The organism is Sorangiineae bacterium MSr11367 (genome assembly GCA_037157805.1).
GTDB lineage: Bacteria > Myxococcota_A > Polyangia > Polyangiales > Polyangiaceae > Pendulispora > Pendulispora rubella.
Map to the genome: position 1 here is coordinate 10481626 of CP089983.1, position 26738 is coordinate 10508363.

26 protein-coding genes and 1 pseudogene are annotated in these 26738 nt (G+C 65.6%); 16 read left to right on the forward strand and 11 right to left on the reverse strand.

Annotated elements, in window-relative coordinates; genetic code table 11:
• The first annotated feature begins 133 nt into the window (after window positions 1-133).
• Both LVJ94_40400 and rpsD read left to right on the forward strand, forming a co-directional pair.
• Entirely contained in the window at window positions 134-643 is a 510-nt protein-coding gene (locus LVJ94_40400) for a hypothetical protein (GenBank protein ID WXB03156.1), read from the forward strand.
• An 85-nt stretch (window positions 644-728) separates the two neighbouring features.
• Complete coding sequence (rpsD, locus tag LVJ94_40405) at window positions 729-1340, forward strand: 30S ribosomal protein S4 (GenBank protein WXB03157.1); 612 nt, start codon at window positions 729-731, stop codon at window positions 1338-1340.
• A gap of 231 nt (window positions 1341-1571) precedes the next feature.
• Here rpsD and LVJ94_40410 read toward each other — a convergent pair whose 3' ends face one another.
• Both LVJ94_40410 and uppS read right to left on the reverse strand, forming a co-directional pair.
• Complete coding sequence (locus tag LVJ94_40410) at window positions 1572-2399, reverse strand: phosphatidate cytidylyltransferase (GenBank protein WXB03158.1); 828 nt, start codon at window positions 2397-2399, stop codon at window positions 1572-1574.
• An 8-nt stretch (window positions 2400-2407) separates the two neighbouring features.
• The gene (gene uppS / locus LVJ94_40415; protein ID WXB03159.1) at window positions 2408-3256 is read right to left on the reverse strand and encodes a polyprenyl diphosphate synthase; all 849 of its coding nucleotides are present in this window, start codon (window positions 3254-3256) and stop codon (window positions 2408-2410) included.
• A 161-nt stretch (window positions 3257-3417) separates the two neighbouring features.
• Between uppS and LVJ94_40420 the strand changes: the two are divergent.
• The 3 genes and pseudogenes from LVJ94_40420 (at window position 3418) to LVJ94_40430 (ending at window position 6128) form a co-directional block, all read left to right on the forward strand.
• Window positions 3418-3816, forward strand: a pseudogene (locus tag LVJ94_40420) (hotdog fold thioesterase).
• A 9-nt stretch (window positions 3817-3825) separates the two neighbouring features.
• On the forward strand, window positions 3826-4707 hold the full coding sequence (locus LVJ94_40425; protein ID WXB10792.1) for a 3-keto-5-aminohexanoate cleavage protein: 882 nt from the start codon (window positions 3826-3828) through the stop codon (window positions 4705-4707).
• Window positions 4704-6128, forward strand: a complete 1425-nt coding sequence (locus LVJ94_40430; protein ID WXB03160.1) for an anthranilate synthase component I family protein — start codon at window positions 4704-4706, stop codon at window positions 6126-6128. Before LVJ94_40425 ends, LVJ94_40430 begins: the two co-directional genes overlap by 4 nt.
• Here LVJ94_40430 and LVJ94_40435 read toward each other — a convergent pair.
• Complete coding sequence (locus LVJ94_40435; protein WXB03161.1) at window positions 6125-7024, reverse strand: VOC family protein; 900 nt, start codon at window positions 7022-7024, stop codon at window positions 6125-6127. The genes LVJ94_40430 and LVJ94_40435 overlap by 4 nt on opposite strands.
• A 78-nt stretch (window positions 7025-7102) precedes the next feature.
• Between LVJ94_40435 and LVJ94_40440 the strand changes: the two genes are divergently transcribed.
• Together LVJ94_40440 and LVJ94_40445 are read left to right on the forward strand one after the other, a co-directional pair.
• On the forward strand, window positions 7103-7990 hold the full coding sequence (locus tag LVJ94_40440) for a LysR family transcriptional regulator (GenBank protein ID WXB03162.1): 888 nt from the start codon (window positions 7103-7105) through the stop codon (window positions 7988-7990).
• Between the two features lie 44 nt (window positions 7991-8034).
• The gene (locus LVJ94_40445; protein WXB03163.1) at window positions 8035-8421 is read left to right on the forward strand and encodes a Rid family detoxifying hydrolase; all 387 of its coding nucleotides are present in this window, start codon (window positions 8035-8037) and stop codon (window positions 8419-8421) included.
• On the opposite strand, the gene LVJ94_40450 is transcribed toward LVJ94_40445, so the two are convergent.
• Window positions 8422-9297, reverse strand: coding sequence for an NmrA family NAD(P)-binding protein (locus tag LVJ94_40450; protein WXB03164.1), 876 nt, complete (start codon window positions 9295-9297; stop codon window positions 8422-8424). It abuts the gene before it with no gap.
• 57 nt (window positions 9298-9354) lie between these two features.
• Here LVJ94_40450 and LVJ94_40455 point away from each other — a divergent pair, with 57 nt between their 5' ends.
• Window positions 9355-10320 carry a LysR family transcriptional regulator gene (locus tag LVJ94_40455; GenBank protein WXB03165.1) on the forward strand — a complete coding sequence of 322 codons (966 nt, stop codon included), beginning with the start codon at window positions 9355-9357 and terminating at the stop codon, window positions 10318-10320.
• 52 nt (window positions 10321-10372) lie between these two features.
• Entirely contained in the window at window positions 10373-12541 is a 2169-nt protein-coding gene (locus LVJ94_40460; protein ID WXB03166.1) for a radical SAM protein, read from the forward strand.
• 6 nt (window positions 12542-12547) lie between these two features.
• Here the strand turns inward: LVJ94_40460 and LVJ94_40465 are convergent, their stop codons facing one another.
• Window positions 12548-13015 (reverse strand): nucleoside 2-deoxyribosyltransferase domain-containing protein, encoded by a 468-nt coding sequence (locus LVJ94_40465; protein ID WXB03167.1) that lies wholly within the window; start codon window positions 13013-13015, stop codon window positions 12548-12550.
• A gap of 70 nt (window positions 13016-13085) precedes the next feature.
• Between LVJ94_40465 and LVJ94_40470 the strand changes: the two genes are divergently transcribed.
• Both LVJ94_40470 and LVJ94_40475 read left to right on the forward strand, forming a co-directional pair.
• Entirely contained in the window at window positions 13086-13625 is a 540-nt protein-coding gene (locus tag LVJ94_40470; GenBank protein WXB03168.1) for a sorbitol dehydrogenase family protein, read from the forward strand.
• A 16-nt stretch (window positions 13626-13641) separates the two neighbouring features.
• Window positions 13642-15282: a GMC family oxidoreductase gene (locus LVJ94_40475; protein ID WXB03169.1), complete on the forward strand. Its 1641-nt coding sequence runs from the start codon at window positions 13642-13644 to the stop codon at window positions 15280-15282.
• Window positions 15283-15289: 7 nt separating this feature from the next.
• Here LVJ94_40475 and LVJ94_40480 read toward each other — a convergent pair whose 3' ends face one another.
• The 4 genes from LVJ94_40480 to LVJ94_40495 all read right to left on the reverse strand — a co-directional run bounded on the left by LVJ94_40480 (window position 15290) and on the right by LVJ94_40495 (window position 18859).
• Window positions 15290-16360 carry a hypothetical protein gene (locus LVJ94_40480; GenBank protein WXB03170.1) on the reverse strand — a complete coding sequence of 357 codons (1071 nt, stop codon included), beginning with the start codon at window positions 16358-16360 and terminating at the stop codon, window positions 15290-15292.
• 6 nt (window positions 16361-16366) lie between these two features.
• Window positions 16367-17416: a cytochrome c gene (locus LVJ94_40485; protein WXB03171.1), complete on the reverse strand. Its 1050-nt coding sequence runs from the start codon at window positions 17414-17416 to the stop codon at window positions 16367-16369.
• Window positions 17417-17495: 79 nt separating this feature from the next.
• Entirely contained in the window at window positions 17496-18143 is a 648-nt protein-coding gene (locus LVJ94_40490) for a hypothetical protein (GenBank protein ID WXB03172.1), read from the reverse strand.
• Window positions 18144-18208: 65 nt separating this feature from the next.
• Window positions 18209-18859, reverse strand: a complete 651-nt coding sequence (locus LVJ94_40495) for a flagellar biosynthetic protein FliR (GenBank protein ID WXB03173.1) — start codon at window positions 18857-18859, stop codon at window positions 18209-18211.
• Between the two features lie 125 nt (window positions 18860-18984).
• Here LVJ94_40495 and LVJ94_40500 point away from each other — a divergent pair, with 125 nt between their 5' ends.
• Together LVJ94_40500 and LVJ94_40505 are read left to right on the forward strand one after the other, a co-directional pair.
• Complete coding sequence (locus LVJ94_40500) at window positions 18985-19836, forward strand: MaoC family protein (protein ID WXB03174.1); 852 nt, start codon at window positions 18985-18987, stop codon at window positions 19834-19836.
• Between the two features lie 20 nt (window positions 19837-19856).
• Window positions 19857-21050 (forward strand): acetyl-CoA C-acetyltransferase, encoded by a 1194-nt coding sequence (locus LVJ94_40505; GenBank protein ID WXB03175.1) that lies wholly within the window; start codon window positions 19857-19859, stop codon window positions 21048-21050.
• A 573-nt stretch (window positions 21051-21623) separates the two neighbouring features.
• On the opposite strand, the gene LVJ94_40510 is transcribed toward LVJ94_40505, so the two are convergent.
• Window positions 21624-21872 (reverse strand): hypothetical protein, encoded by a 249-nt coding sequence (locus LVJ94_40510; GenBank protein ID WXB03176.1) that lies wholly within the window; start codon window positions 21870-21872, stop codon window positions 21624-21626.
• A 147-nt stretch (window positions 21873-22019) separates the two neighbouring features.
• On the opposite strand from LVJ94_40510, the gene LVJ94_40515 reads away from it, so the two are divergent.
• The 3 genes from LVJ94_40515 to LVJ94_40525 all read left to right on the forward strand — a co-directional run bounded on the left by LVJ94_40515 (window position 22020) and on the right by LVJ94_40525 (window position 26301).
• Window positions 22020-22220, forward strand: coding sequence for a hypothetical protein (locus LVJ94_40515; protein WXB03177.1), 201 nt, complete (start codon window positions 22020-22022; stop codon window positions 22218-22220).
• Window positions 22221-22912: 692 nt separating this feature from the next.
• The gene (locus LVJ94_40520) at window positions 22913-24406 is read left to right on the forward strand and encodes a HAMP domain-containing histidine kinase (GenBank protein WXB03178.1); all 1494 of its coding nucleotides are present in this window, start codon (window positions 22913-22915) and stop codon (window positions 24404-24406) included.
• Window positions 24403-26301: an ATP-binding protein gene (locus LVJ94_40525; protein WXB03179.1), complete on the forward strand. Its 1899-nt coding sequence runs from the start codon at window positions 24403-24405 to the stop codon at window positions 26299-26301. Before LVJ94_40520 ends, LVJ94_40525 begins: the two co-directional genes overlap by 4 nt.
• Here the strand turns inward: LVJ94_40525 and LVJ94_40530 are convergent.
• Window positions 26296-26586 carry a YciI family protein gene (locus tag LVJ94_40530; GenBank protein WXB03180.1) on the reverse strand — a complete coding sequence of 97 codons (291 nt, stop codon included), beginning with the start codon at window positions 26584-26586 and terminating at the stop codon, window positions 26296-26298. The two genes, LVJ94_40525 and LVJ94_40530, sit on opposite strands and share 6 nt — an antisense overlap.
• Window positions 26587-26738: the final 152 nt, after the last annotated feature.

Genomic DNA, 26738 nt, shown 5'->3' on the forward strand with positions numbered 1-26738 from the left:
TCGTTCTAGACATCGGCCATCGCTTTCGCCAGCGGGATCGTTCGAGCGAGATGGCTTTTCGAAACATCCCGGAAACATGGGAGGTGTTCGCCCAAATCGGTTTCCCTTGACAGGTGCGCCGAAGGTAACTCAGATGCGAGCAGTTGATGAATATGATTTTCACTTTCACATTCGACCTAAAAACGGGCCGGATCGGAGGAAAATGAGCAGCCGCACGACCGTCGTCCTTGAGCGCCCGCTGTCCGTGGACGGAGACCTCCGCAACCGGCTGCACGGAACCGACTGGCCCCCTCCCCCGCACGACCCGCGCGAACGCGATCTGGCCCTGGTGCTGGAGGACTGGGAGGTGCGGCTGTTTGGAGGGCGGAAATTCCAGTACTTCGTGACCCGCGGTTTCTGGCATCTTCAGCTCTGGCACCCAAAGGCGAGGATTTCCGTGCTGACGCCCTCGCGTCTGACGTCGGGTTTCTACGAAACGTTCCCGGTGGCGAACTGGAAAGCTCAAGCGCCGGACTACAAGTCTCTGGTTCAGCTCGTTAGCGGGATGCACGAAATACGGCTGCCAAACTACGGAGAAGTGGCTCGTTTGGAAAAAGCACTTGTCGACGACGTCGTTCGTGCCAAAAGTGCTCTCCTTTCCTGAAAAACCGTGTACCTTGCGCCGCCGGCTTCCTAGGACCGGCATATCCTGCCGGAGCACGGTTGAAATGTTTGGAGGAATTTGAGCAATGAGTCGCTATACGGGTCCGCGCGTTAAGATCATGCGGAAGCTCGGGACGGAGCTCCCCGGTCTGTCCCCCAAGAAAACGGAACGCCGGCCCTATCCCCCCGGCCAGCACGGTCAGGCGCGCAAGAAGCTCTCCGAGTACGCGGTGCGCCTTCTCGAGAAGCAGAAGGTTCGCATGAACTACGGGGTGAGCGAACGCCAGCTTCGTCACTTGATGCACGAGGCGAAGACCACGGCCGGTAACACGGGGCCGAAGCTCATCGAGCTGCTCGAGCGCCGTCTCGACAACATCGTCTTCCGCTGCGGCTTCGCCCGCACGATCCCGGCCGCCCGCCAGCTCGTCAACCACGGGCACATCCTCGTCAACGGCAAGCGCGTCGACATCGCCTCGTACCGCATCCAGAAGGGCGACGTCGTGACGGTGCGTGATCGCAAGAAGATCCACGCCGCCGTCGAGCAAGCCTTCCCCGTCGCCGACGGCTTCCAGACGCCGTGGATCGACGTCGACCGCACGAAGCGCCAGGCCACGATCTCGTCCCTCCCGGACGAGGGCGCGGTCCTCTTCCCGCTCCGCGTGCAGCTGGTCGTCGAGTTCTACTCGCAAAAGATGTAGTGCCTCCGGACGGTGCCCCGTCCAGGAAGCCGCGGCAACCGCCGGCCCGTCAAAAGGCCGGCGTTCCGTCTTTTAAGTGGTCTCGTTTCTCCCAATGGGTCCCATTGGTGGATTCGAACCGCCAAGACGCCGAGAACGCCAAGGTTTGGAGGGGCGTGAGAAGGCGTTGCTCGCCCCTCATCCCTCTTTTGGCGGCCTTGGCGCCTTGGCGGTTGAATCTCGGCCTTCGGCTTAGTGGTGAACCCACAACGTGTACAAGTACACGGCGGTGCTCGTGAGGAGCAGGGCGTCGATGCGATCGAGGACGCCACCATGGCCCGGGACGATGGCGCCCGAATCTTTGACGCCGGTGGAGCGCTTCAAAAGGGACTCCCCCAGGTCGCCCGCTTGGCCCAGCGCGCTCGCGACGATGGCGAGGGGAATCGAGTGCGCCAGCGGAAACGCCGGCAAATACACGAGGCTCGCGAGGAGCGCCCCCACGACGGAGCCCGCCAAGCCACCCACGGCGCCTTCCACGGTCTTCTTCGGAGAAACGAGCTCGTAGAGCTTGTGTTTGCCGAGGAAACGGCCTGCAAAATAGCCACCGGTGTCGGCCAGCCACGCGAACATCAGCGTGACGAGCACGTACCCCGGCCCATCGTCCTGCATGTCTCGGCGAAGCATCGCGAGCATGGTCATGGGCAACGCCACGAAGAGCGGGCCGAAACCCATCGCACAGGCGCGCAAGGCCGCCGAGGAGATGTCCCCCACGCGCACCAACGTGAGCAGCGGCCCGAGGAGCGGGATCGCAACGAGCATCGTGAGGAGCACGCGCGGGTCGTGGCCGTAAAACCAAACGAGGAGCGAGGCCGCCGCGGAGAGAAGCACGCCGACGATCTGCGAGACCCGGTCCCCCGGGTGCGTCATCGAGAACAGCTCGAAGCTCCCCACCAAGGCGGCCGGAAACGCGAGGAAGTAAAACGCGTACGGCGGGCACTTGTAGAGGAGGAAGAGGATGACCGGGACGGCGACGGCCGCCGTCAAAAGGCGCATCGCCAGGTTCGACTTGGTGACCGCCATCGTTTCGATCAGACGGCGATGCGCGCCGCCTCCGCTCGATCGGCCGGGCGCCCCAACCCCGCTTGCGAGGCGGTCCCGGATCCTGCCGACGTGCCGTTTGCCGGATGCTGCGGACCAAGCGACAAGTGCTCGATCTGCGAACCGGTGAGGCCGTAGCGGCGCTCGCGGGCCTGGTAGCTCGCGATGGCCTGGTAAAAGTCTTCCACGCTGAAGTCGGGCCAGAGCACGTCCGCAAAGTGAAGCTCGGAGTAGGCCAGCCCGTACAGAAGAAAATTCGAGATGCGCCGCTCGCCCGAGGTGCGGATGATCAGGTCCGGATCGCCCACCTGAAGACTCGGCATCAGCCCGTGGAGCGCTTGCTCGGTCACGTCTTCGGGCGCCAAGGTGCCGGCGGCCACCTTGCGGGCCAGCTCACGAGCCGCGTTGACGATTTCCTCGCGCCCGCCGTAGCTCAAGGCCAGCGTGAGGGTCATCTCGTGGTTTTCCTTGCTCTCGCGACGCAGCGGGTCGAGCACGGCACGCACCAGGCCCGGCAGGCGGCCGAGGTTGCCAACGGCGTTGAGCCGGATGCCGTTTTCGAGGATTTCCTCGCGCTCGGACAGCAGGAACTCGCGCAGGAGCTCCATGAGGGCGTCCACCTCGTCCTCCGGGCGTGCCCAATTCTGCTCGCTGAAGGCGTACAGGGTGAGGGCGCGGAGGCCAAGGCGACGGGCCGCTCGGATGATGCGCCGGGCAGCGTGCGAGCCCTCTTTGTGACCGCGAACGCGGCTCAAATTGCGCTGCTGCGCCCAACGGCCGTTGCCATCCATGATGATGCCGACGTGGGACGGGAGATTGCGTGCTTCGACGAGCGTCATGCAGCGTTACCGGAGACTCGGGGGCCGCGCACGATGGCGCGGTACAAGGATGCGCTAGGTATCACGGGGCGACCGCCCCGGCAATGAAGTCCTCGGCCATGGCGGTAAGTCGTGTCAACAGGTCTCTCATGGAACGGGCTCACCATGATACTTAAGGTGGCATGGTTGGCTTGAAGGTCACGCTGCGCCTTCGCATGTCGTCGCACGATGCGCATTACGCTGGGGAGCTCGTCGATGGGGCGCGCATGCTTGCGCTCTTCGGGGATCTCGCCACCGAGCTCCTCATCCGCCTCGACGGGGACGAAGGCCTCTTCCGCGCCTACGATTCCGTGGAGTTTCTGGCCCCGGTCTTCGCCGGCGATTACATCGAGGCCACAGCCGAGCTGCTCACCGTCGGCAACACCAGCCGGCAGATGCGCTTCGAGGCGCGCAAGGTCATCGCCAACCTGCGCGAGTCCGGCCTGCCCCCGAGCGCAGCCGACCTTTTGGAGCCCCACGTGGTCGTCTGCCGGGCGACCGGCACGTGCGTGGTGCCCAAGGGCATGCAGCGAAAGGCGCGAGAGCTTTACATGCCGGCCCTTCCCGCGGGCCCGGCGCCGGATCCGGAGCCCATCGTCACCCCCACCCCGCCGCCGGACATCGTCTTGACGGCGGCCATCGTCGGGGCCGAGATCACCCGGGCGCAGACCCCATATCTGCCCATAACTCCTCAAGAAATCGCTGACGAAGCGGCCCGCTGTCGCGAGGCAGGTGCGGCGGTGATTCACCTGCACGTGCGCAACGACGATGGGACATCGACCCAATCGGCCGAGCGCTTTGCGGCGGCCATCGAAGCCATCCGCGCGAAGACCGACTGCATCATCCAGACGACGACGGGCGGTGCGGTCGGCATGTCGATGGAGGAGCGCGCGGGGCCGCTCGCGTGCCGGCCGGAAATGGCCACCCTCAACTGCGGGACCATCAACTTCGGCGACGACGTGTTCATCAACACGCGGAAAGAGATTCGGGACATGGCCGCGCGCATCCGCAAGGCGGGGAGCGTGCCCGAGCTGGAGTGTTACGAGGTGGGGCATATCGAGGAAGCGTTGCTCTTGGTGAAGGAGGGAACGCTCACCGGACCGCTGCACTTCCAATTCGTGCTCGGGGTGCCGGGCGCCATCGGCGCGCGCGAGGAGCACGTGCGCTTCATGCGCACGCTCGTGCCGGAGGAAGCCTCGTGGGCCGTCGCGGCCGTGGGCCGGCACCAGCAGCCGATGACCGAGCTGGCCATGCGCCTCGGCGGGCACGCGCGCCTCGGCCTGGAAGACAACATTTACCTCTCGAAGGGCGTGCTCTCCGAGGGAAGCGCCCCGCTCGTGCTGCGCGCGGCCCAGTATGCGCGCAGCATCGGGCGCACGCCGGCGGATCCGAAGACGGCGCGGAAGATCCTCGGTATCCCAGGCACCACGTGACGGCGTTCGTCACGCGGACGCTCGTCGCCGATGGTCTGACCCCGGTGCGGGCGTACGCGCTCTTGCGCGACGCCGCCGAGGGAACGGCGTCGTTTCTGCTGGAAAGCGTCGTCGCCGGGGAACGCTGGGGGCGTCTCTCGATGCTCGGCTACCGGCCGCGCTACGAGGCCGCCCTGCTGCCCAATGGCCAGTGGAGCGTGCGCGGCGAGGCGCCGTTTTCGGCGCCTCCGCGCGGAGGCGATCCCCTTTCGGTCGCGAGCGCCCTGTTCGCGAGCAAGGTCCAGCCGCGCACCCCGGCCGAACGCCTCGCCGGCGCGCACGTCGGCTACTTCGGCTGGGACCTCGTGCATGCCATCGACAAGGTCGAAACGTGGCCGGGCACGGAGGCCCCACTCGCGCGCTTCGTCGGCGGGAGCACCGTGGTGGTGTTCGACAATTTCGCACAGACCTTCACCATCGCCGCGGAGACCGAAGAAGAAGTCGACCGCGCCGAGCGCGATCTCGCGGCACCGGGTGCACTGCGCCGGATTGCGCTGCCCGACCGCGCACAGCTGCCCGCCGACATGGCCGTGAGCATGGACGATGCCGAGTACGAGCGCATCGTGCGGCGGGCGAAGGAGTACATCGCCGCGGGCGACGCGTTTCAAATCGTGCTGGCGCGCAATTTCCACGTGCCGCGCGCCGGGCGCGATCCCTTCGACGTGTACCGCGCGATGCGGGTGCTCAATCCGTCGCCGTACATGTACTTTCTCGATTTTCCACCCGCGGAGGGCGAAACCGCGCGCACGCAGATCGCCGGCGCGAGCCCGGAGACGCTGGTTCGACTCGAAGACGGCGTGATGACCGTGCGCCCCATCGCAGGCACCCGCGCGCGGGGACGCACGCCCGACGAAGACGCCGCGCGCGAGGCCGAGCTCCTGGGCGATCCCAAAGAGCGCGCCGAGCACGTGATGCTCATCGATCTAGGCCGCAACGACGTGGGTCGCGTGGCGGACATCGGCAGCGTGCACCTGGTGCGCAACATGGAAGTGGACCGCTACTCCCACGTCATGCACATCGTGAGCGAGGTCGAAGGCCGCGTGAATCCCGCGCGCGTCCCGCCGCTCGAAGCCTTTCGCGCAGCGTTCCCCGCGGGCACCCTCTCCGGCGCGCCCAAGCTGCGCGCCATGCAGATCATCCGCGAGCTCGAGACGCGTCCGCGCGGCATCTACGGCGGCGCGGTGGGCTACCTCACGCAACATGGCGATTTCGACTTCGCCATCGCCATCCGCACCGCGGTATGCCGCGGCGAAGGCTTCGACGTCACGGCCGGCGCGGGCATCGTCGAAGGCAGCGTCCCCGCCGACGAGGCCCTGGAGACGCGCAACAAAGCCCGCGCCGTCCTGGCCTCCATCGAAGCCGCACCCCGCGACATGCTCTAACGCGCGTGCTTCGTGAACAGCGTGTACTGCATGCCGTCCGGCGCGCGCAGGCGCACGTTCTTGTCCATCCACGGCGTCACCACCGGCCCGCCGAGCAGCTGCGCGCCCGCGGTCATCAAGGCCTCGCCGGTCTTCGCCGAATCGTCGACCTCCAGCGCCACGCGCACGGGCCCGGCCACACGCGGCCCCACCTCGATGCGATCGACCGATTCGGCCATCTTCGTGGAGAGAAGCTCCAACGTGGCCCTGCCTGCCTCGAAAATCGCGCCGCTTCCCTCGGGTTCGGCCCACGATTTTCGTAGTGGGAGCCCGAGTCCATCGCGGTAAAAGCGGAGCGCCGGTTCGTACTCGTCCACGGTCAACGCGATGCGCAGCTCGCGGATCGTCGTGCCGGTCTTTTCGCCCGGGCCGGCGTACAGCGTGTACTGCATGCCGTCCGGCGCGCGCATCCGAAACGTCGTCCCCCAGGGCGCCGCCGCCGGTCCCGCCATGCGCTCGGCACCGCCGACCTCGAAGGCCCGCGCGACGGCTTCGGGGTCCTCCACGTCCAGCCCGAGGCGCACCGGCCCGGAGACGCGCCGCCCCACCTCGATGCGATCGATGCGCTCCACTTGCTTCGTCGAAAGGATCTCCAAGGTGGCGAGGCCCGCATCGAGAATCGCCCCGCTGCCGTCGGGCCGATCCCACGTTTCGACGGCGCGCATCTTCAAACCCTCGCGATAGAACCGAAGCGCCTCGTCGTAGGCGTCCACGGTGAGTGCCACACGCATTTCATGAACGGGATTCGCCTTCACGGAAGCTCCTGTCGCAGTGGTCAGCTTGGGCTCGTTGCGCGAGCAGGCGCCAAACACGAGTGCCGCGAGCACCACCAAGGCTAGAGGAATGATTCTCGACATGCTCCATGGATAGATCCTGTCCTCGCACGAGATAATCTTCGAACGAGTACCTTCATTCCGTACTATTGGTATCGAATCATGGACCGCCTCACCGGCATGTCGCTCTTCGTGTGCGCCGTCGATCGCGGCAGCTTCGCTGCGGCCGCGCGCGATTTCGGGATGACGCCCGCCATGGTCGGCCGCCACGTGCGCGCCCTCGAGGAACGCGTCGGCGCGCAGCTTCTTCAGCGCACCACCCGCACGCAGCGTCTCACCTCGTTCGGGCGCCTTTATTACGAACGGTGCGCGCGCGTCCTCGCCGAAATCGACGCCATGGATCGCACCGCCGACGAGCTCCGCGCATCGCCGCGGGGCCTCCTTCGCGTGACCACCACGGCCTCGTTCGGTGCGTGCCGCCTGGCCCCGGCGCTTGCCGATTACCTCACCCGCTACCCCGACATGCGCGTCGAGCTGATCTTGAACGACCACTACACCGACCTGGTCGAGGAAGGGTTCGACGCCGCCGTGCGCGTCGGGCCGCTTGCGCCATCGCGCCTCGTGGCGCGGCGCCTGGCCAGCGTGCGCTTCATCCTCGCCGCGTCACCGCACTACGTCGCCGCGCGCGGCATCCCCAAGCGCCCTGAAGACCTCACGCGGCACACCTGCATGGGGCACGCATATGGCTCGTGGAGCGATGTCTGGCCGCTCGAAACACCGAACGGGGCCGCTCAGCCCGTGAAGATCCGCGCGCGCCTCAAGATCAACAATGGCGAGGCCCTGCGCGCCGCCGCGGTGCGAGGAATGGGCATTGCCCTTCAGCCCGAGTTCCAATTGGCGGACGACCTCGCCGCGGGACGATTGACGCGCGTGCTGCCGGATCATCCCTTGCCCGAGGTTCCAATGCACATCGTGTATCCACCGCAAAAGCCGGTGCCCGCAAAATTGCGGACCTTCGTCGACTTCGTGGTGGAGCGCTTCGGCCGCTGAGCTACTTCGAAGGAGGTTGCGCCGGCGCCAGAAGCGGTGTGAGCATGCAGCTCATGGCACGCAAATCCATCACCGCCCCCAATGCGGTTTCCGTCGGTCCGTATTCGCACGCCGTCGATACGGATCCCTACGTCTACCTGTCCGGACAGACCCCGCTCGACAGCGCCACCGGCCGCCTCGTCGAAGGCTCGGTCGGAGACCAAACGTTGCAATGTTTCAAGAACCTCGAGGCCGTGCTCACCGCGGCGGGCCTCACGTTCGACAACGTCGTCAAGTGCAACGTCTTCCTGACGAACATGGCCGACTTCGCCGCGATGAACGAGGTGTACGCGAAGCAATTCACCGCGCCCTATCCCGCGCGCACCACCATCGGCGTGGCCGCCCTGCCCCTCGGCGCGCGCGTCGAAATCGAGTTGGTCGCGAAGCGTTGATCACGTCGAAGGCAGAAGCGCGCGCACGACCGTGTCCAATTCGGTCGTGCCGCGCACGTGCCGTTCGCCTGCACCGGCCCAGCGCACCACCTCGCCGTTGATCCCAGCGTACATTCCGCGCATGTGCCGCGCGACGTCCGCCGACATGCCGAAGCTCTGAAACGCCGGCTCGATGGCCTCCGCGGGCGCGAAATCCGCTTCCACGGGTCGGCCGAGCGCACGCGCCGCCGCCTCCGCGACATCACGCGGCGAGTACGCGCGCGGAGCCTCGAGGGCGATGATCTGGACATGCTCCGCGGGCGGCCCCTCGAGCAGCGCCTGCGCCGCGACCGAGCCAATGTCGCGCGTCGCGATCATGGGCAGCTTGCGATCGGCCTCGATGAACGTGGGCAGCTTGCCCGTGGCGGCAGCCGCCGCGAGGGAGCCGGCCCAGTTCTCGACGAAGTAGGCGGCACGCACGAAGGTCACCTTGGCCTGCGTCTGCACGAGCCGTTGCTCCGCATTGTAGAGCGAGACGATGACCCCCGTTCCGTCGGGGCGATGGGCGCCAATCGACGAGAGGAAAACGACGTGGGGGATGCCGCTCGCATCGATCGCGCGCGCCACGGCGTCGGCGAAGGCGATGCGCCCTGCGAGAAAGTTCGTCGCCGTCACGTCGGGCGGCTGCAGGAAGTAAGCCCCTTCCGCACCTTGAAGCGCTGCGGTCAGCGCCGGCACGTCCTCCAGCGAGGCCACGGCCACTTCCGCGCCGCGCGCACGGAACGGCTCTCCCTTTTTGGCATCGCGCACGATGACGCGCACCTTCTTGCCCTTGGCGAGCAGCGTATCGACGACGACCGAACCCGTATTTCCCGAGACTCCAGCAATGACGAACATGCCCAAAAGCTACGGCGCGCCCTGGCATGTATCCAATCAATGATAGACATATGAACCATGCATGACATGCATCTCGATGCGAGCGACCTCCGCGGCCTGGATCTGAACCTGGTGCTCGCACTCCATGCTCTGCTCGTCGAGCGCCATGTCACCCGGGCGGCCAAGCGACTCGGGCTCACCCAATCGGCCACGAGCCATGCTCTGGCGCGGCTGCGCACCAAGCTGCGTGATCCACTGCTCGTGCGCGCGGGAAAGGGTATGGTCGTCTCGCCGCGCGCGGAGGCGATGCTCGGGCCGCTCGAGCGGGCCCTGGCGGATATCGCCCGCATCGTGGCCAGCCCCGCCCCCTTCGATCCGGCGAGTGCGCAAATGCGCTTCACCATCGGCACCAGCGATTACATCGAGTTGGTCCTCATGCCGAAGCTCCTCGCGCGCATATGGTCCGAGGCGCCCGGCGTCGACGTGCGCATCATCTCCGACCCGCGCCCGTGGGGCGACTCGCTTACCGAGGGCCGGGCCGATCTCGTGTTGGGTTTGCCCCAGCACGGCATTCCCGATTTCGACATACCGGCCATCGGCATAGCTACGCCCAGCGGCATTCTGGCCAAGAGCCTCTTTCGCGAGCGCTTCGTTTGCGTCCTGCGAAAAGGCCACCCGTGCGCGCGTCGCCGGCTCGATCTGGACACCTTCGTTTCACTGCCACACGCCCTCGTTTCCCCGAGCGGCGAGGCGGGCGCGGTGGTCGACATCGCGCTGGCACGGCTGGGCAAACGCCGCCGCATCGCCATCGAGGTGCCCCACTTTTTGGCCGCGCCTCACATGGTGCAGCAAACCGATACGATCCTCACCCTCACCGAGCGGGTGGCGCGCACCTTTGCCCCATCCCTCGACTTGGTCCTGGTCAAACCGCCCCTCGAGCTGCCCAGTTTTTCCATGTCGATGCTCTGGCACGAACGCCGCCGCGCCGACCCCGCCCACACCTGGCTGCGCTCCTGCGTCGCAGAGGTCTCGAAGGGAATTTGAAGACGGCGTGAGTGCTGCAGCGTTTTTGAATGACAAGCGGAGGAGCGGACAGATGATAGCGGACATGCGTCCTCCGGCCATTGGCGAATTCCGAGCGTTCCCACTCGATGGTGCGATGCTCTACTTTCACGGTGCGACCGGCACCAGCGTTCGCGTGCAAAACGAAGCGACCCGCACGTTCACGCGGAAGGCTCCGCGCGTCGTGATGTTCGGCATCACCAACGTTTGCAACCTCTCGTGCCACTTTTGCTCGCGAGACACATCGCGTGCGAGCGCGTGGACCGTGGAATCGGCGGCGGAGGTGCTCGAAGGGCTCGCGCACGCGGGAACGCTGGAGGTGGCGTTCGGCGGCGGCGAGCCCTTTGCGTTCCGCGGCTTCGAACGCCTCCTTTCGCGTTTGCGAACGACGACCGAGCTCGCGCTCAACGTGACCACGAATGGCACGTTGCTCAGCGACCAGGTGCTCGCCCGGCTCTCGGGTACGCTCGGACAGGTGCGCGTCTCCATCTACGAAGACGCCGGATGGCGCCGCGCCGCCGGGGCGCTCCTTCGCGCGGGTCAAACGTGGGGAGCCAATGTGTTGCTGCACGACGGCGTCATGGCGGAGCTACCGGCGCTGCTCGTCGAGCTCGCGGCGCTCGGGGCGCGGGATGTGTCGCTGCTTTCCTACGTGGGCCCGGATCCATCGATGATGCTGAGCGCTCAGAGCGAAGAGACGCTCGCCGCGATCGTTCGCGCGAGCCCCCTTCCGTGCCGTGTATCCGTCTGTTTCGGCGCGCGGCTCGGTGTTCATCGACTCTTCGACGGCATGGACGACGCCGGAGACTGCGGCGCAGGCCTCGATTTTCTCTCCATTACGCCGGACAAGCGCGTGCAGGGCTGCTCATTTCACGATGTATCGTTCCCCATCGAATCGGCCGAAGACGCGATGCGGGCATGGAGAACACGACGGGACTCGTTGCGCCTCGCGTCCTCTCGCCCAGGATGCGCACGCGCCGCGGAGAGAACCGGCGGCGGCGGACGCGACGGAATTCGCATCTGGCAGTCCTTCAGCGGGAACAACAGCGGAGAGTGCATCCTCGTCTCCAAGTTCGAATCGGTGGAGGACGCGCAGAAGCTGCTCGCCGACCTACTCCCCGGCTACGTGCCGGGGGCACCATACAGCGAGCCATGGAAAGAGCTCTTCCAACGCGAGCACGCCGATATCCCGCAGCGCTTTGCCGGCTGGGCGCCGCAAGAGATGCTCGTCGAGGGCCGCACCTTCATGGCCCGAACCGACTACACGGCCGAAGACGACTTTGCCGAGCTGCGCGCCTTGTCATGGGCGCGCGGAGGAGAAGAGCTCGCGGGTGGCGTCCACGTGCACGGCAAAACCAGTGCGCTCGCGATCGTACGGGCGCGCGATGCCACGGACGCTGCGCGCGTCGCGCAAAACGCGGAAGGCGTCGGTTGCATCGTCGCACTGCACGGCGTGAACGTCCTCGTGGCGCTTTCCGAGGGCCCGGACGACCCGGCCCCGAATGCGCCGGAAAACGCGCTCGCATGGAGGAGGGATACCCTGAGGTCTTTGGCGGAGGACCGCCCTTGGTCCATGGAGCTCGCGTTCGAGGACGTGGATGCCTCCGCCCTCACGGAGGCGAGCAAGGGTCTTGCAACGCCGCCGAGGGAGCGTTCGCGCATGACGCTTTCGTTCTGGGAGTATGAACAGGAAGCGCGATCGATTGAACGCGCCCGAGCGGCGGCCGCGGAGATCGAAGGCGCGGTCCACGTCAACAAGGTCGTCCTCGTCGAAAACATCGTGCGCAAGAAGCGCGTCGCACTCCGCGGATATCGGCATGGCGCGATCGTCGTGTCACTCGATGGAGAAACCGTGGCCCTGACAGGACAGCTTTGGCGCGAGCCGCCACCGCGAACGAAGGGACGAAAAGCGCCCGACCCGGAGCCGCTGGTTGCCTCCATGGTCGAGGGCGGATTGCGGGATCGATTGCGTTTGGAGCTCGGCTCGAAGACGTTCGAACTCACGCAATGCCAGCCCGGGCCATGGGGTCAACGCGTGTCGATCCGCGTCGAAACGAGCTCCCCGGCCGACGCGCTGACCGCGATCACCAGCTACGCCGTCCAGGAAGGGCTCGAGGTTTGGGTCGAGATTTCCGACCTTCGCCCGATCGAGCGTGGCATCCGGCGGCTCCTGGCCGATCTCGACGCGCTCACCCGCCGATAGAGGCGGTCACGAAAAGAGACGTTGGCGGGTGGCCGCGAGGAGTTCCGCGAGCGATGCCACCATGGGCATGCCATATCGGGCGCACACGATATCCACGTTTCCCTTGCGCCAGTAACCCTCGGGGCAGCACACGATGACCTTCCCCGTGTGCGCGAAGAGGCCCAGCTCCAAGAGCGTGATCGGCGCCTTCGTCGTGGGGGCGAAGTACATCGCGATGCAGGTGGCGGCGTCTTGTGCGTCGAGCTCCCATTCCACTTGGGCGCGTAGGTTCGGGTCGGACATCGATTGCTTCCAGCTGCTATCCCAGTCATCGCGGCGCGGATTCAGAATGACCGCGGGCGTGTCGCCAAGGCCGCGTTCGAATTCGCGTTGCCAATCCTCGGCGGCGCCCATTTCGATGGAGCCGGCGAGAAAGACACTCGGCAGTGTGCGATCGAACGAGAGCGGCGCGGGTGGTTTGAGTAACAACGACATCGGGCAAAGTTCTCCTCGTACATGGTTGTACCGTTGAAATCGGCGCGCACTCGAGCCAAAGATGTCCCTAATGAGTGACACGTCGCCCGCCATCGGTCGTCGTGCGATTCTGGCTACTTTTTCGGCCGTTTCGCTCGCACATGGCCTTGCCGCCTGCGCGCCTTCCGAAGAGGAAAACGCGCTCGATACGCTACCCGAAGAGCTCCGCCTGCATCCCGAGCTGGCGCGATTTCTCCATTTGTCCGTGCTCCTCACCGGATTCGAGCAGCTCGAACCGTCGTTCGCGCAGTCGTATTTGCATTCGCTGCAGTCGGATGCACAGCGTGCCGCCGATCTTCAACGCCTTTATCAACGCGCGGGATACCGCGATTGGCATGCACCGACCAGCCTCGAGGAGTTGGAATCCCGAGGCATCTTCCAAGATGGCGCATTTCGCGTGCTCACCGATCGCGTGATTACCAATTGGTATACGGGCCTCTACGAAGAGGGCTCGGGCATGCGTGTCGCCACCTACGTCCGCGCGCTGGGATGGCGTCTCGACGGCATCAATGCGCCGACGACCCGCGGCGGACCTCCCGGCTTCTGGAGCCGGCCACCCGTCGTGCGATGACGCTCGGAGATAGTCCATGAGTTCGAACATGCTCGATATGCAAGCAGACGTCGTCATCGTGGGAGCTGGAATGGCCGGCTCCATCGCGGCCACCCGCCTCGCCAACGCGGGGGCCAAGGTCCTGGTGCTCGAAGCCGGCCCACGGGTCGATCGCGCGCAGGCCATCCAGCGCTACCGCGACTCGGTGATCAAATTGCCCGAGACGCCTTACGAGACGGTGGCGCACGCACCGGCGCCGCTTTTGGATCGCATTGGCGATTATTACGTCCAGGCGGGGCCTGACACGTTCTGGAGCAACTACCTCCGCCTGGTCGGAGGCAGCGCGTGGCATTGGCTGGGCATGACGCCGCGTTTGCACCCTACCGACTTCGAAATGAAGTCGCGTTTCGGCATCGGCGTCGATTGGCCATTACGCTACGAGGATATCGAGCCGTATTACATCGAGGCCGAACGGCTCATGGGCGTATCGGGGCACGGCGATTTGGAATCGCCGCGAAGCGCGCCCTATCCCTTGCCGCCGATTGCGCTCAACAATGCGGACAAGGCCTGGAAGCGCGCGCTGGCGACCTTGGGAATCGAGATGAGCGTCAATCCGCAAGCGCGCAATTCGATTCCGCACGACGGGAGGCCTGCGTGCGACGGCCGGGCGAGCTGTCTTCCGATTTGCCCCACGGTCGCGCGTTTCGACGCCGGGGTGCAGGTCGAGCGCGCGGAACGGGCGGGGGCACGCATCGTGGAGAATGCGGTGGCTGTCTTCGTCGAGGTGGGGGACGACGAGCGCATCCGAGGCATCCACGTGCGCAGGCCCGATGGCACGACGCAGATTGCGCGCGGGCGCATCTACATCTTGGCCGCGCACGGCATCGAGACGCCCAAGCTTTTGCTCCTCTCGCGCACGTCTTCGCGTCCCGGCGGCGTGGCCAATGGCAGCGACCAAGTCGGCCGCAACCTCATGGACCACCCGACGCAGGTCACTTGGGCCCTCACCCGCGAGGCCCATGGAGCCTACCGCGGCCCGCAATCGACGGCCGGCGTCGATCATTTTCGCTTTCGCGACTTCGAGGGCGTCGATCAACGCGCCCACCGCGGAGCTTTTCGCATCGAGCTGCGCGCGGACGGCTGGACGTACGCCAAAGGAACCGCCGATTTCGCGCTCCCCGAGCTTCTCGCTCGCGGCATTCGCGGCACGCAACTGCGGCGCGAGCTCGCATGGCATGCGCATCGCCACTCGAGCGTCTCCTCCCTGGTCGAGCAGCTCCCCAACCCGAACAACCGCGTCACCTTGGCCGAGGACGCGCTCGACAGCTTCGGTTTGCCCCGCCCGAAGGTGCACTACGCCCTCAGCGACTACGAGAAACGCGGCCTCGCCGCCGCCCGCGCCACGCACGACCGCATGTACGAGGCCCTCGGCACCACCTACCTCGAACACGCGCCCGATTTCTTCGGAGGCGGACACATTCTCGGCACCTACCGCATGGGCACCGATCCCAAGACCAGCGTCGTCGATCCGCACGGCCGCTCCCACGACCACTCGAACCTCTTCCTCCTGGGCAGCGGGCAGTTTTGCACCGGCGGCACGGTCAACCCCACCCTGACGCTCAGCGCCCTCACCTTGCGCGCGCTACCGCGAATCGAGAGGGCGCTGGCGGGGGATTGACTCGCCTTTACGGCGGAAGGCGTTCAATCCACGCTTTGACGGCGGAAACGGCGTCCGGATCGGCGTGCTTGCTGGCAATGGGCGGCATCGATTCGGGCGTGCCGTCGCGTCTGGACATTCGATACAACAGGCCACTCTGCTCGGGGTGGCCGGCGACGACGCGGAACGTGTCGCCCGAGGTCTTCGGGCGATCCATTTTCGCGCCCACGGTGGCCTTGTAGATGCTGCTGGTCGCGGCATCGCGCTCGCCGACGAGAAGGCGCAGTTTCATGGGATTGTCGGCCCAGGCAATTCCGTTCTCGTTGTGGCAATGACCGCAATTGGCGTGCAGATACCCGAACGCGCGCGACGTCGTCTCGTCGCCTGGAGCCGCAAAGTTGGCGTCGGCCGCGGGCGGTGCGGAGAGCTTGCCTTGCTCGACGAGCCATCGCAACGTGAGCGCCGAGGCGGGGGCCTTCGGTTGGAAAAGCTGAATCGCCGAGAAGCCGAGAATGGCCCCCGGCTCGCCGCGGTGGCACTTGAAGCAATCCTGGCGCGAGGGCACGTCGTGATCGGTCCCGCGAACGTTGGGGGCACCGTCGACGACGAGGTCCGCGTCGGATTCATCGTCGCGCCAGACGAAGGTCGACGCGAGGTAGTCGTCTTCCAGCTTCCCCGTATCGGCGACGTGCTGGATGAGACGCGTCTCGAGACGCTTTCCGGCGCGCGAAAACTCTTTGAATAGCTTGGTCCCGATCGGAAAGCGCCAATGGTCCATGTCGGTCGTATCGATGCGCGCCCCCGCCGGAAGCACGATCCAGCGCTTCTTGTCGGCGGCGTCCGACCACAACGCATACGCCGGTGCATATTCGAGCGAGGTCGCGGCCACCTGCTTGGTCGCGATATCCGAATAGAGCCCCGCCTCGGAAATGCGTTGGGGCGGCCCCGAAGGCCCGGCATCTCCGGGCCCCGCATCGATCCCCGGCGGCGGACTGCCGCCACCGTCGGACGACGAGCCACAGGCCGCAAACAATCCCGCCAACGAGGCGGCCGCAAGGACGGCCGCCCCTGCCTTCGTCGCACTCACGATGGTACGCATGACGACTTATGGCGGCGTGGGTTGGCAGTCGGGCCGCGCATTCGCGATGGGCGGAAGCGACAGCAGGTACTTCGCAATATCTCTCGCGTCCTCGTCGGTGATCTTGGAGTACGGAGCGAGGTGCCCCGCAGGCATGGGGGGACACACCAAACCGCCGTCTGGCTGGACGCCTTGCTTGATGGCTTTGACGATATCGTCCACCGACCGGCCCGCGAGGCCTGTCGGATCCGAAGTCAAATTCGCGCTGTGGATCGTCTCCGGGAAATTGGGCGGCAGGTGGAGATCGGCCCGGTTGAACTCACGATTGCCTGCGAACCATCTCTCTCGATCTGCCGTGGGAGGGTTGACCCCCGCCTTGTCCGGTGTGTGGCACTCGATGCACGCCGCCGTCACCGCCGCAATGTACTTACCGCGCATTTGGCTGTCGTAATCTGCGTTGCCCTCTTGCTTCGGCGTGTGCACCTTGCTGAGATCAATCGGCGGTGCCGTGCCTTGCGGGGGTGAATTCCACGGAGCTTGGCTCGTCGAACGATGATCGACCCCCGGCACGGTGCGCAAGTACGCAACAACGGCCTTCGCGTCGGCGTCGGTCATGTTGTGGTAAACCCAATATGGCATGACCGGATAGAGAGCGTCACCGGTGGGGCGCTTCCCATTTTGGAACATGTCGCGAATCTCTTGGTCGCTCCGGTTCTTCAAACCGGTCTCGTGATTCGACAGATTGCGCGCGGCGAGGCACCCCGGAGGATCTTGCGGACCGCCAGGTCCCGCATCGCCGCGATTGACACCGATGAAACAATCGTTGCCCGCGAGGTAGCGGGTCATGTCGGGGCTGCCGTCGGCGTTGCGCGGCGTGTGGCAATCGCCACAGGATGCCAGCGTGTCCACGATGTACTTGCCACGCACCGGGTCGCCCCCAGTAGACGGGCTGTCCGTTGTGCTGTCCTTGCTCGCATCGGTGCCCGCGTCCTGCGTGGGAACGGAGGTGTCATCACCGCTACATGCACCGACCAAGAGCGCCGGCACGCTTGCCGCCGCGAAGACCAACAGCCACATCGATTGCCGCATAAGCTTTCGTCCTCCGAGATGACTTAACTTGGGGACATTACATCTCGGGCGTCAATCCTTCTTTTGATTAGGTCGCCGTATTCGTCTCTCGTGAACCCAGTGGACGCATGAGGAACCAGGACATCAGCGAGGCCGGGAGAATGAACCCAACCACGATAAAAAGGCCGTAAAGGACAGGCGAACTCGACGCGCCAAATCCGTCGGCGAGCGCCATCGGCGACCACCATGGTGTCAATTGCAGCGAAAGAAATGCCATCACCATGATGGGGTATTTCGATGCATTCAAGTTTTGGATGCCATTTGGACACCCAATTAAGACCATAATGATAACGAAAATCACTTCCAGGAACCACGAGCCCACGGGCAGTGAGCTCCACACCCCCAGCCCCACATGCGCCGACGAATACGGCCACAACGCCAGATCGGGATCGTGCACCGCGAGATCCGCTAGGAAGTGCGAAAATACGGCTGCGGCCGCGACCATTCCCCATCGCGGTCCACCGGCTCGCCATAGAGCGATGCCGGCCAGGGCCGCCCAGGCGACGGACATCGCGAGCGAATGATCCCAATCGGTGAACTCGAGTGACATATGCATGTACCCATTGGCATTCGCGGCCGGGGTCACGCGTTCGAGGCCGGCCCCGACCAGCACCCCATCGAGGATGTCGAGCAGGCCGATTCCGAATAACGGAATCCACGGGGGCACGTCACGCAAACGCCGCGCAAGTGCAAAGCCAATGGCAAAATGTCCTGCGTACATTGGGCGATCCTATTCGTTTTTCAACGCATCGCCTGGGCAAGCACGAAGGCAATGCGCTCGAGCACCAACGCCGCCACGATGAGCAGGCCGAGCGCGCGCAGCGGAGGGAAAAGCACGTAGAGCTGCGCGGGGGACGACGCGCGCGCCACGAGGGCGATGGCCACCTCCAGCACGATGGCCGCCGCGAACAGAGGGCCCGCCAGGGCCACGGCCAAGGTGATGCCACCCGCGAGATCGCGCACGGCGGCCAGCAGCGGGTGCGCGGGAAAATCGGCGGTGGCGAGCGCCAACGCCACGCGCGACGGGCCACCCGACTGCAGGAAAATCGCCGCGGACAGCAGCGCGAACAGAATGCCCATGTGGCTCGCTTTGCCGGCGACGACGTCGGCATTCCACGGCTCGTGGGCACCGCGCAGCGTATCGACCAAATTGCCCGCCATGGTCGCGGCCCAGAGAGGAATCGCCGCGGCGAGCGCCACCGGAATGCCCCGCACGACGTTCTCCAGCAGCAAAAGCGGCCACGGCTCGTGGGCCACCAGCAGCGTCGTCCCGGCTGTCGCTCCGACGGCAGGAAGGATGCACAATGCAAGCATCAACCCGAGAACGGCGCGCACGGGTCCGGGAAGGGCGCGCAAGCCGAACGCGGGAACGAGCGCGACGGTCGGCAGCATCCGTGCCCAGGAGAGACCTAGGGCGGATAAATCGATCCCGAAAGAACTGGGAACCGCCATCGCGACCGGAAACGAGGGTACCGCGGCCTTGACCAAGGCGGGCGGAAAACCGATTCTCTCGAGCCATGAGCCTCGACCTGGACATCATCGGAAAGCCGTCCGAGCCCTCGAAACGCATCTACTCGTGGCAGGACACCGTTTTGTACGCGCTCGGCATCGGTGCCACCAAGGACGAGCTCGACTACCTCTACGAGGGGCGCGGTCCCAAGGTGTACCCGAGCTTCGCCGTCGTGCCGAAGATCGACCTGATGTTCGACTTCCTTGCGAAGAGCGGGGGCAACATGGCCATGGTCGTGCACGGCTCGGAAAAGATGGAGATCCTGCGGCCCTTCAACAGCGCAGGCACCGTGTACACCACGGCCACCGTCCGCGACATCTTCGACATGCGCAAGTTCGCGTACGTGGTCCTGGACATGGAGACGAAGAACGAGGACGGCGAAGTTGTCTGCAAGACGACCTCGAACATCATTTTCCGCGGCGAAGGCGGGTTTGGCGGAAAATCGATGCCCAAGGAAGAAGTGCCTTTCGCCGTGCCGAAGGATCGCCCGGCGGACTTTCGCATCGAGGAAAAGACGACGGACGAGCAGGCGCTGCTCTATCGCCTCTCGGGTGACCGCAATCCGTTGCATGCCGATCCCGAGTTCGCCGCGAGCGTCGGGTTCGAGCGCGGGCCGATTTTGCACGGACTCTGCACCTTCGGGTACATGGTCCGTCACGCGGCAAAGGGCGCGTGCGGAGGCGATGCGTCGAAGCTCACCGCATTCAACGCGCAGTTCCGGCGTCCGGTCTGGCCGGGCGATACGCTCGTCACCGAAGGGTGGATCGTGGCGCCGGGCGGCGTCGCGCTCAGCGTTTCCGTGAAGGAGCGCGGTGAGACGGTGCTGACCAGCGCCTGGGCAAGCTTCGACGCGGGTTGAATCGAGCAAACGAGGAAGACATGGCCAAGCTATCCAAATCGATTGTCATCGTCGGCGCGAAGCGCACGGCGTTCGGCACCATGCAAGGTGCCCTCAAAGGGTTGAGCGCGAACGACCTGGGCGTCGTCGCGGCCAAGGCCGCGTTGGCGCAATCGGGCGTCGCAGCCGACGCCATCGATCACGTGGTGATCGGCAACGTGCTGCAGTCGAGCGCCGACGCGATTTACTGCGCCCGGCACATCGGGCTCAAGGCGGGGCTGCCCATCACCACGCCGGCGCTCACGGTGAATCGTCTCTGCGGGTCGGGCTTTCAAGCCATCGTGAACGGCGCCGAGCAGCTCCTTTTGGGCGAGGGCCACGCGGTGCTCGTCGGCGGCACCGAGAACATGTCGCAAGCACCCCACGTGGTGCGGGGCGCGCGCGAAGGATTCGCCTTCGGCAAGGCGCCCGCGCTGGAAGATACGCTGTGGACCTGTCTGACCGACAGCTATTGCAACCTGCCAATGGCCATGACCGCGGAGAATCTCGCGGTGAAATATGGCATCACCCGCGAAGCCTGCGACGAATTCGCGCTGGTAAGCCAGCAGCGCTGGGCGGCCGCCAACGAGGCCGGGCGCTTCAAGGACGAGATCACGCCGCTCGAGATCAAGCAGAAGAAAGCCACGGTGAATTTCGAGGTCGACGAGCACCCGCGCCCGCAAACGACGCGTGAGGTGCTGGCCAAGCTCGCGCCCGTCTTCAAGAAGGACGGCGTGGTGACGGCGGGCAATGCCTCGGGCATCTGCGACGGCGCCGCAGCCCTCGTGCTCACCACCGAGGAATTTGCGCAGCAAAAAGGCCTCAAGCCGCTCGCGCGTTTGATCGGGTGGGGCGTGGCCGGTGTGGATCCGTCCATCATGGGCATTGGCCCGGCCCCGGCCATCCAGCAAGCGCTCGCACGCACGGATCTGAAGCTCTCCGATCTGGACGTGGTCGAGGTCAACGAGGCATTTGCGCCGCAGTATTTGGCCGTAGAGAAGGAGCTAGGCCTCGACCGGGCCAAGACCAACGTGAACGGCGGCGCCATCGCCTTGGGCCATCCCTTGGGGGCCAGCGGGGCACGCATCACCACGCACCTGGTCTACGAGCTCGCCCGCCGCCAAGGCCGTTACGCCGCAGGAAGCGCCTGCATCGGCGGCGGCCAGGGCATGGCCGTCATTTTGGAACGAATCTAAATTAGCGCGACATCGAGGCGCCGCTTCTCACGAAGAAAGCGGCGTCGCGACAGGCTTCAGGGGTGAACAAATGCTTCTCCCTGAAGCCCCCCATCACGACTTTGAGGCTCTGGGTTAGACCCCGCCCCGTAACACTTCTCTCAGGCCCCTCAGGCGACAAAGCCCCCGAGACCGTTTGCGGCCCCATGGATTACGACCCCGCCCCGTAACGCTTTTCTCGGGGGCTTGGGGCGGCGGACCCTGAGTTAGGACACACGCCGTAACGCTTTTCTCGGGGGCTTGGGGCGGCGGAGCCCCCCAGACCGTTTACGGCCATGGGTCACGCCCCCAGCGCGCCGCAACGCTTTTTCTCGGGGGCTTGGGGCGGCGGAGCCCTGAGTTAGGACACACGCCGTAACCCCCTCTTCGGGGGCTTGGGGCGGCGGAGCCCTGAGTTAGGACACACGCCGTAACGCTTTTCTCGGGGGCTTGGGGCGGCGGACCCTGGGTTAGGACACACGCCGTAACGCTTTTCTCGGGGGCTTGGGGCGGCGGAGCCCCCCAAAACCAGACCCGTGCGGCCCCCCAGGGCCGCTAGCCCGCCTGTTCGGCCAATACGAGGCCGCTGGCGCGCTCGCTTTCGACGTCGACCTTTTGGGTGCGCCGGCCGGCGATGACCGCCCATTTGACCGCGTTTTTCATCGCGCGGGCCGCGGCGAGGGCCGCCTGCACGCTCGGAAAAACCCAGGACAGTGTGCCAGGCTCCACATTGTGCCACTCGTACACCACGAGGGTCACCTGACGGACCAGATTGGGGTCTGCGTTGGTAAAGCGGGAGCTCACGTACACACCAGATTCGAAAGGGATACCCGAGGGACTAGGCCCAGAAGGGCGGGAAGAACTGTCAGGCGACGCGTCATCCGCCTCGCTTGCGTCTACCAACACCTCGCGCGATTCATCCATTCCCGCGCGGCGTGCTCTCTCCTGTGCGTGACGTGCCGCAACGGCGCGCTCCTCCAGCTCCAGGGCCGCGGTGCCGTCGTCGACCACGCTCGCGTCCACGTCAACCTGCTGCACGTCGGCAACGCGCAACTTGGCGCTGCTTTCAGCCGCGGTTGCAAGATGCACGAGCTTGCGACGGCGACGGGGCGCCGCGCCGCGGGCTGCATCTTTGGTTGCGAAGAGTCGTGAGAGTTTGCGCATCGCTTACTTCGGTAGTTCGATGATGTTATCCGCCCAAGACGTAGCGGCGTAAAGGGTCAACGGCCAATTAAAATCGGAGACGCGGTGCGTCGATCGATCTGCGAAACGGATGCGAAATATTCGCGGGAATTCAGCCGGAAAACCGCTCGCTCGCCCCACCTGAAAACACTCTGAAACCTTTAGGTGTAAACATTCAGTTAAAAATCAGGGGTCGCGCTAGCGGAACCGTTTCAACCCTGGGAGCGAATCGATGGTTCTCCACGAGCGTAACCCCCTATTTCAAGATGGCCAGAAGAACTCGTAATCGTGCTGCACTTTCTGGCCTCGCGCGCGAGATCCTGCATGAACGCGCACGCGCGTGAAGTGCTGCGTTGCACGCGTTCGCGCCCTGCGTTGTTCCGACCTTGTGACAGGTGTTGAAGTGGTATCGCCGCCATTGTTGTCACGATGACGAACGAGGCTCGATCGGCCGGATTTTTCTGCGTCTGGCGAATCTTGCATCGAGGCAAAGATCGGCTGTTTCGGTCGGAGTTCACTGGAGCGCGCAATGAATACGGGCCTCGCATCGCATGCGTGCGTCCCTTGCGTGACGTGTGAGAGACAAGCCTCTCGTGGCGGATGCCACATCGACGCGCCCAGAATTTCACGCGCACGTCCAGACGGGGGTATCATCGGTCCGCGTGTCCATCGGTTCGCGAGGCTCACTCCCGACGTACGGCGGGTATACGGCGGAGGGCGTAGCCTTTCGGCGGCTCTGGCCGCTCCATCCTTTGGCGCCCGCGATCGCCATTTTCGTGAGCCTGGCCGTGGCGATCGCCATTGGCCTCACGGGCTTGGATCACCTCGTTCGCGAGAGCGACGACCTCGCTGCCGAACGTGCCGAGCTGCTCACCGCGACCCTCAGCGCGCGGCTTCCGTGGTTCACGCTCTCGGGGCGCCAAGAAGCCATTCAGCAGGCTGCGCGGCGCACGCAGGCGGAGATCCTCATCGTCTATGAAAATGGTGGGATCATCTCCGATGCGAGCCTGGGCGCTCCACCGCCGGACACGATCCGCAAGTTCATCGTTGCGAAACGCGGTGAAGCCACGACATCGCTCGGCCGCGTGCGTTACGCCGTGCGACCGCTCGAGCGAGATCCCGAAGAAGGCTATGTGCTCGCCTTCGTGCGCGCGCCCGATCAATCCGAGGCAGGCCCCGCATTGGTGGCCGCGCTCATTGCCTTGACGGTCCTCCTCGTCGGCGTGGCGGCCGCCTTCGCCTACGCCGTGGCACGCGAAGCGAACATCGATGTCGAGTTCTTGACCGAACGCGTCCGCGCGATGATTCAAGTGCCCAGCGAGCCCTCCGGTGAGCCCGTGCCGGTGCGTTCGCTCGATGAAGTCGGTGCGCTCACCACCGCGTTCAATCAGCTCGTGGCCCGCTTCGTGGAAGCGGAAAAAGGCTACCGCGGCGCGTTGGAGCGGGCCCGGGCAGCCGACCGCGATCGCGCGGCCTTTTTGGCCGCGGTGAGCCACGAGTTGCGCAGCCCGCTGAATGCCATTTTGGGATTTGCCGATATCCTCGTTCAGGGCGTCGACGGCCCCCTCACCGCCGAGGCCACCGAGGAGGTGGAGCAGATTCGGGCCTCGGGTGGGCACCTGCTCGAGTTGATCAACGACATTCTCGAATTTTCCGCTCTGGAAAGCGGACAATTGCGGCTTTCCCGGGACCCGGTCGACGTGGTGGCCATCGCCACCGAGGTGCTGCGCGAGGCGGCCGGTGTGCTCCAAGGCCGCCCCATCGTCGTCGGGCACGAGGGCGTCGCGCGGCTGGTCATCGAGGCCGATACGAAGCGGGTGCGCCAAATCCTCACCAATTTGGTGGCCAATGCCATCAAGTTCACCCAAAAGGGCGAGGTCGTCGTCGGCGTGGCCTTGCAGGGTGCGTACGCCAAGGTGAGCGTGCGCGACACGGGCCCCGGCATCGGCGATACCGAGCGAGCCCTGATCTTCGAGGATTACCGTCAGGCCGGCGACGAGCACCGGCGCAAACGCGGCACGGGCCTGGGGTTGGCCATCGCGCGACGGTTGGTGCTTTTGCACGGCGGCGCCATTTACGTGGAGAGCCAGCTCGGACGCGGATCCACCTTCAATGTGCTCCTGCCCCTCAAAGCCCCCCGCGTGAGGTTGTCATGAGCCCCGCGGCCCTGCGCTTCGTACCGCGGTTGCTCAGCATGCAGCTGCTCGTCGCGGCGTTCAGCGATCTCGTGGCCGTCGCCTTCGCCCCGCGGCTGCTGCTCCTCGATCAGCGGGTGCTCGTGGCGACCTTGCCGACGGCGGGGTGGGTCTTCGCGGTGTCGGCAGTGTTCAGCGCCATCATTACCTTGACCCTGACCCGCCGCCTCGCGCCCACGTTGCGGGCCCTCGCCCAGGGCACGGGGCCGGTGCCCGCGCAGGACCTCCTGTCCGTCTATGCGCTGCCGGCGCGCATCGCCACCTCGCAGGTGTTCGTGTCGCTGGCCGCGTCGACGGCGACGCTCTTGCCGAATTATCGGCCGATCACGAACGACTTGTACAATCAGGTCGCGCTCATTCTGCTCTATGCGACCATCGTCATGGCCGGCGCGCTGCCGTTGTACGTGCGGCTGCGCAGCATCGTGGCGCGGGTGCTCCAAGTCGCGCCCGAGAACGCGGCCTACGATGCCGTGTTCGTGATGGCCGCCAATCCCCGCACGGCCATGCGGGCGCGCACGCGGCTGCTCGTCGCGGTGGCCGGGCCAGTGGCCTTTGTCGCACTGGGCGCATCGCTTCTCGTGTACGCGCACACCCGCTTCTTCGAGAGTGCCGTGCGGGCGCGCACGGCGAGCGACATTGCGCGCGGCGTGTTCGACCACGTCCGCGGGACGGATCGGGGGCGGGAGCAGGCCATTTTGGCCGCCGAGCAACTCGGCTACTTCACCGAGCTCTCGCCCAACGCCGTGTCGCCCTCGGCACTCGGCATGGGTGCCGAAGAAGAGACCACCGTCCTGGTGCCACTCACCGATGGATACGCGGCCGTACACTTCGAGGCCGCGCGGCTCGATACCATCACCTTCATCTACGCGCTCTTGGCCGTCACCGGTGTGGGACTCGCCGCGTTGCTCGCCTGGAGGGTCGGTACGCGCTTCTGCGAGGACCTGCGGCTGGTCACCAACACGGTGCGCACCACCGGTGTGGCCGACATCATCCGCGGCACACGCATGGTGCGCATGGCGCGCTTCATTTCGGTGGGCGCCATGATGGACTCCATCGAGCAGCTCGGGGACATTTTCCGCGAGTTTGCCGCGGCGCACGAGCAGGCCACGCACGCCCGCGAGGCCACGGAGCGCATGCGCGGTCTGTTCCTCGCCTCCATGAGCCACGACCTCAAGGCGCCGCTCAACGCCATCTTGGGCTTCGCGGCGCTGGCCTCGCGCGCGCCGTTGACCGACGGGCAACGCGAAAGCCTGGTCATCATCGAGCAGCGCGGGCGCGAGCTGCTGCACCTCATTCAGACCATCCTCGACGCCGCCCGCGTGGAGGCGGGCGCCTTCTTGGTCACGCCCGAGTGGACCGTGGTCGACGACGTGGTCATGAGCGCCGTGCTCGATGCCCGTGATCTGATGGCCGACAGCAGCGTGCAGGTCGTGGGCGAGGTGCAACGCGGCGTCCCCCGGCTGCAACTCGACTCGCTGCGCATCGTGCAGGCCCTGACGGGCATCATCACCAGCGCGGTGCGCTTCACGCACGAGGAGGGCACGGTGCTGGTGCGCGCCTCCTTCCGCGGCGACCGGCTGCACATCGACGTCGAAACGCCGGGCCGCGCATTGCCGGAGGAAGAGCGCGAGAAGATCTTCGAGGCCTTCAAATATGCCGACAAGGCGCGCCGGCACGGGGCGCTGGGCTTGGGTCTTTCGCTGGCGCGGTCGATCATCGAGGTCCACGGCGGGACCATCGACGTGGCCACCATGGAGGGCGGGGGCATGGTCTTTCAGATCGCGCTCCCCACCCCGCCGTTCGATCCCACTGCATCCTCCCGCCCGAGCGCCGTGTCGTCGCGCGGACCTCTATAGCGTCGGCAGGGTGGCGCCGTCGCCGAGGACGGTCGTCCACTCACGGATGCGCCAGCGAACCACGACGCCGTTCTTCACGTACGGATCGTTCACGGCAAAGGCTTCCGCTGCCTTGCCATCTCGAAATACGAGAACGGCTCCGTCAGCCGGGTTGGCCAGCGCCCCCGCGAGGACCAGCTCCCCGCGATCGTACGCCGCACGCGCCAGCTCGAGGTGCTGCCCACGAAACGGCGTGCGCTTGGTCACGTAGTCCTCGACGACATCGTAGAAAAGAATGAAATGCATGGTTCGCTCCTCCGTAGGGAAAGGGAGCGATATGCTCAAATATTCGTTTGACTCCGTCAAGCATTCCTTCAAAAAACGGCGATTCTGTCGATGTTTTTGCTATAAGGCGCGCAGATTGCAGTAGCTTGCTAATAGCAAGTTACTCCTCAAAA

What these genes read in the sequence shown, in the direction of transcription:
- LVJ94_40480 (WXB03170.1), bottom strand. Translation starts at nt 16,360, where the DNA reads ATGCGTACCATCGTGAGTGCGACGAAGGCAGGGGCGGCCGTCCTTGCG.
- LVJ94_40440 (WXB03162.1), top strand. Translation starts at nt 7,103, where the DNA reads ATGGACCGCCTCACCGGCATGTCGCTCTTCGTGTGCGCCGTCGATCGC.
- uppS (WXB03159.1), bottom strand. Translation starts at nt 3,256, where the DNA reads ATGACGCTCGTCGAAGCACGCAATCTCCCGTCCCACGTCGGCATCATC.
- LVJ94_40530 (WXB03180.1), bottom strand. Translation starts at nt 26,586, where the DNA reads ATGCATTTCATTCTTTTCTACGATGTCGTCGAGGACTACGTGACCAAG.
- LVJ94_40455 (WXB03165.1), top strand. Translation starts at nt 9,355, where the DNA reads ATGCATGACATGCATCTCGATGCGAGCGACCTCCGCGGCCTGGATCTG.
- LVJ94_40485 (WXB03171.1), bottom strand. Translation starts at nt 17,416, where the DNA reads ATGTGGCTGTTGGTCTTCGCGGCGGCAAGCGTGCCGGCGCTCTTGGTC.
- LVJ94_40410 (WXB03158.1), bottom strand. Translation starts at nt 2,399, where the DNA reads ATGGCGGTCACCAAGTCGAACCTGGCGATGCGCCTTTTGACGGCGGCC.
- LVJ94_40465 (WXB03167.1), bottom strand. Translation starts at nt 13,015, where the DNA reads ATGTCGTTGTTACTCAAACCACCCGCGCCGCTCTCGTTCGATCGCACA.
- LVJ94_40495 (WXB03173.1), bottom strand. Translation starts at nt 18,859, where the DNA reads ATGCTGCCGACCGTCGCGCTCGTTCCCGCGTTCGGCTTGCGCGCCCTT.
- LVJ94_40475 (WXB03169.1), top strand. Translation starts at nt 13,642, where the DNA reads ATGAGTTCGAACATGCTCGATATGCAAGCAGACGTCGTCATCGTGGGA.
- LVJ94_40450 (WXB03164.1), bottom strand. Translation starts at nt 9,297, where the DNA reads ATGTTCGTCATTGCTGGAGTCTCGGGAAATACGGGTTCGGTCGTCGTC.
- LVJ94_40505 (WXB03175.1), top strand. Translation starts at nt 19,857, where the DNA reads ATGGCCAAGCTATCCAAATCGATTGTCATCGTCGGCGCGAAGCGCACG.
- LVJ94_40400 (WXB03156.1), top strand. Translation starts at nt 134, where the DNA reads ATGCGAGCAGTTGATGAATATGATTTTCACTTTCACATTCGACCTAAA.
- LVJ94_40435 (WXB03161.1), bottom strand. Translation starts at nt 7,024, where the DNA reads ATGTCGAGAATCATTCCTCTAGCCTTGGTGGTGCTCGCGGCACTCGTG.
- LVJ94_40460 (WXB03166.1), top strand. Translation starts at nt 10,373, where the DNA reads ATGATAGCGGACATGCGTCCTCCGGCCATTGGCGAATTCCGAGCGTTC.
- LVJ94_40425 (WXB10792.1), top strand. Translation starts at nt 3,826, where the DNA reads ATGCCGGCCCTTCCCGCGGGCCCGGCGCCGGATCCGGAGCCCATCGTC.
- LVJ94_40525 (WXB03179.1), top strand. Translation starts at nt 24,403, where the DNA reads ATGAGCCCCGCGGCCCTGCGCTTCGTACCGCGGTTGCTCAGCATGCAG.
- LVJ94_40470 (WXB03168.1), top strand. Translation starts at nt 13,086, where the DNA reads ATGAGTGACACGTCGCCCGCCATCGGTCGTCGTGCGATTCTGGCTACT.
- LVJ94_40445 (WXB03163.1), top strand. Translation starts at nt 8,035, where the DNA reads ATGCAGCTCATGGCACGCAAATCCATCACCGCCCCCAATGCGGTTTCC.
- LVJ94_40500 (WXB03174.1), top strand. Translation starts at nt 18,985, where the DNA reads ATGAGCCTCGACCTGGACATCATCGGAAAGCCGTCCGAGCCCTCGAAA.
- rpsD (WXB03157.1), top strand. Translation starts at nt 729, where the DNA reads ATGAGTCGCTATACGGGTCCGCGCGTTAAGATCATGCGGAAGCTCGGG.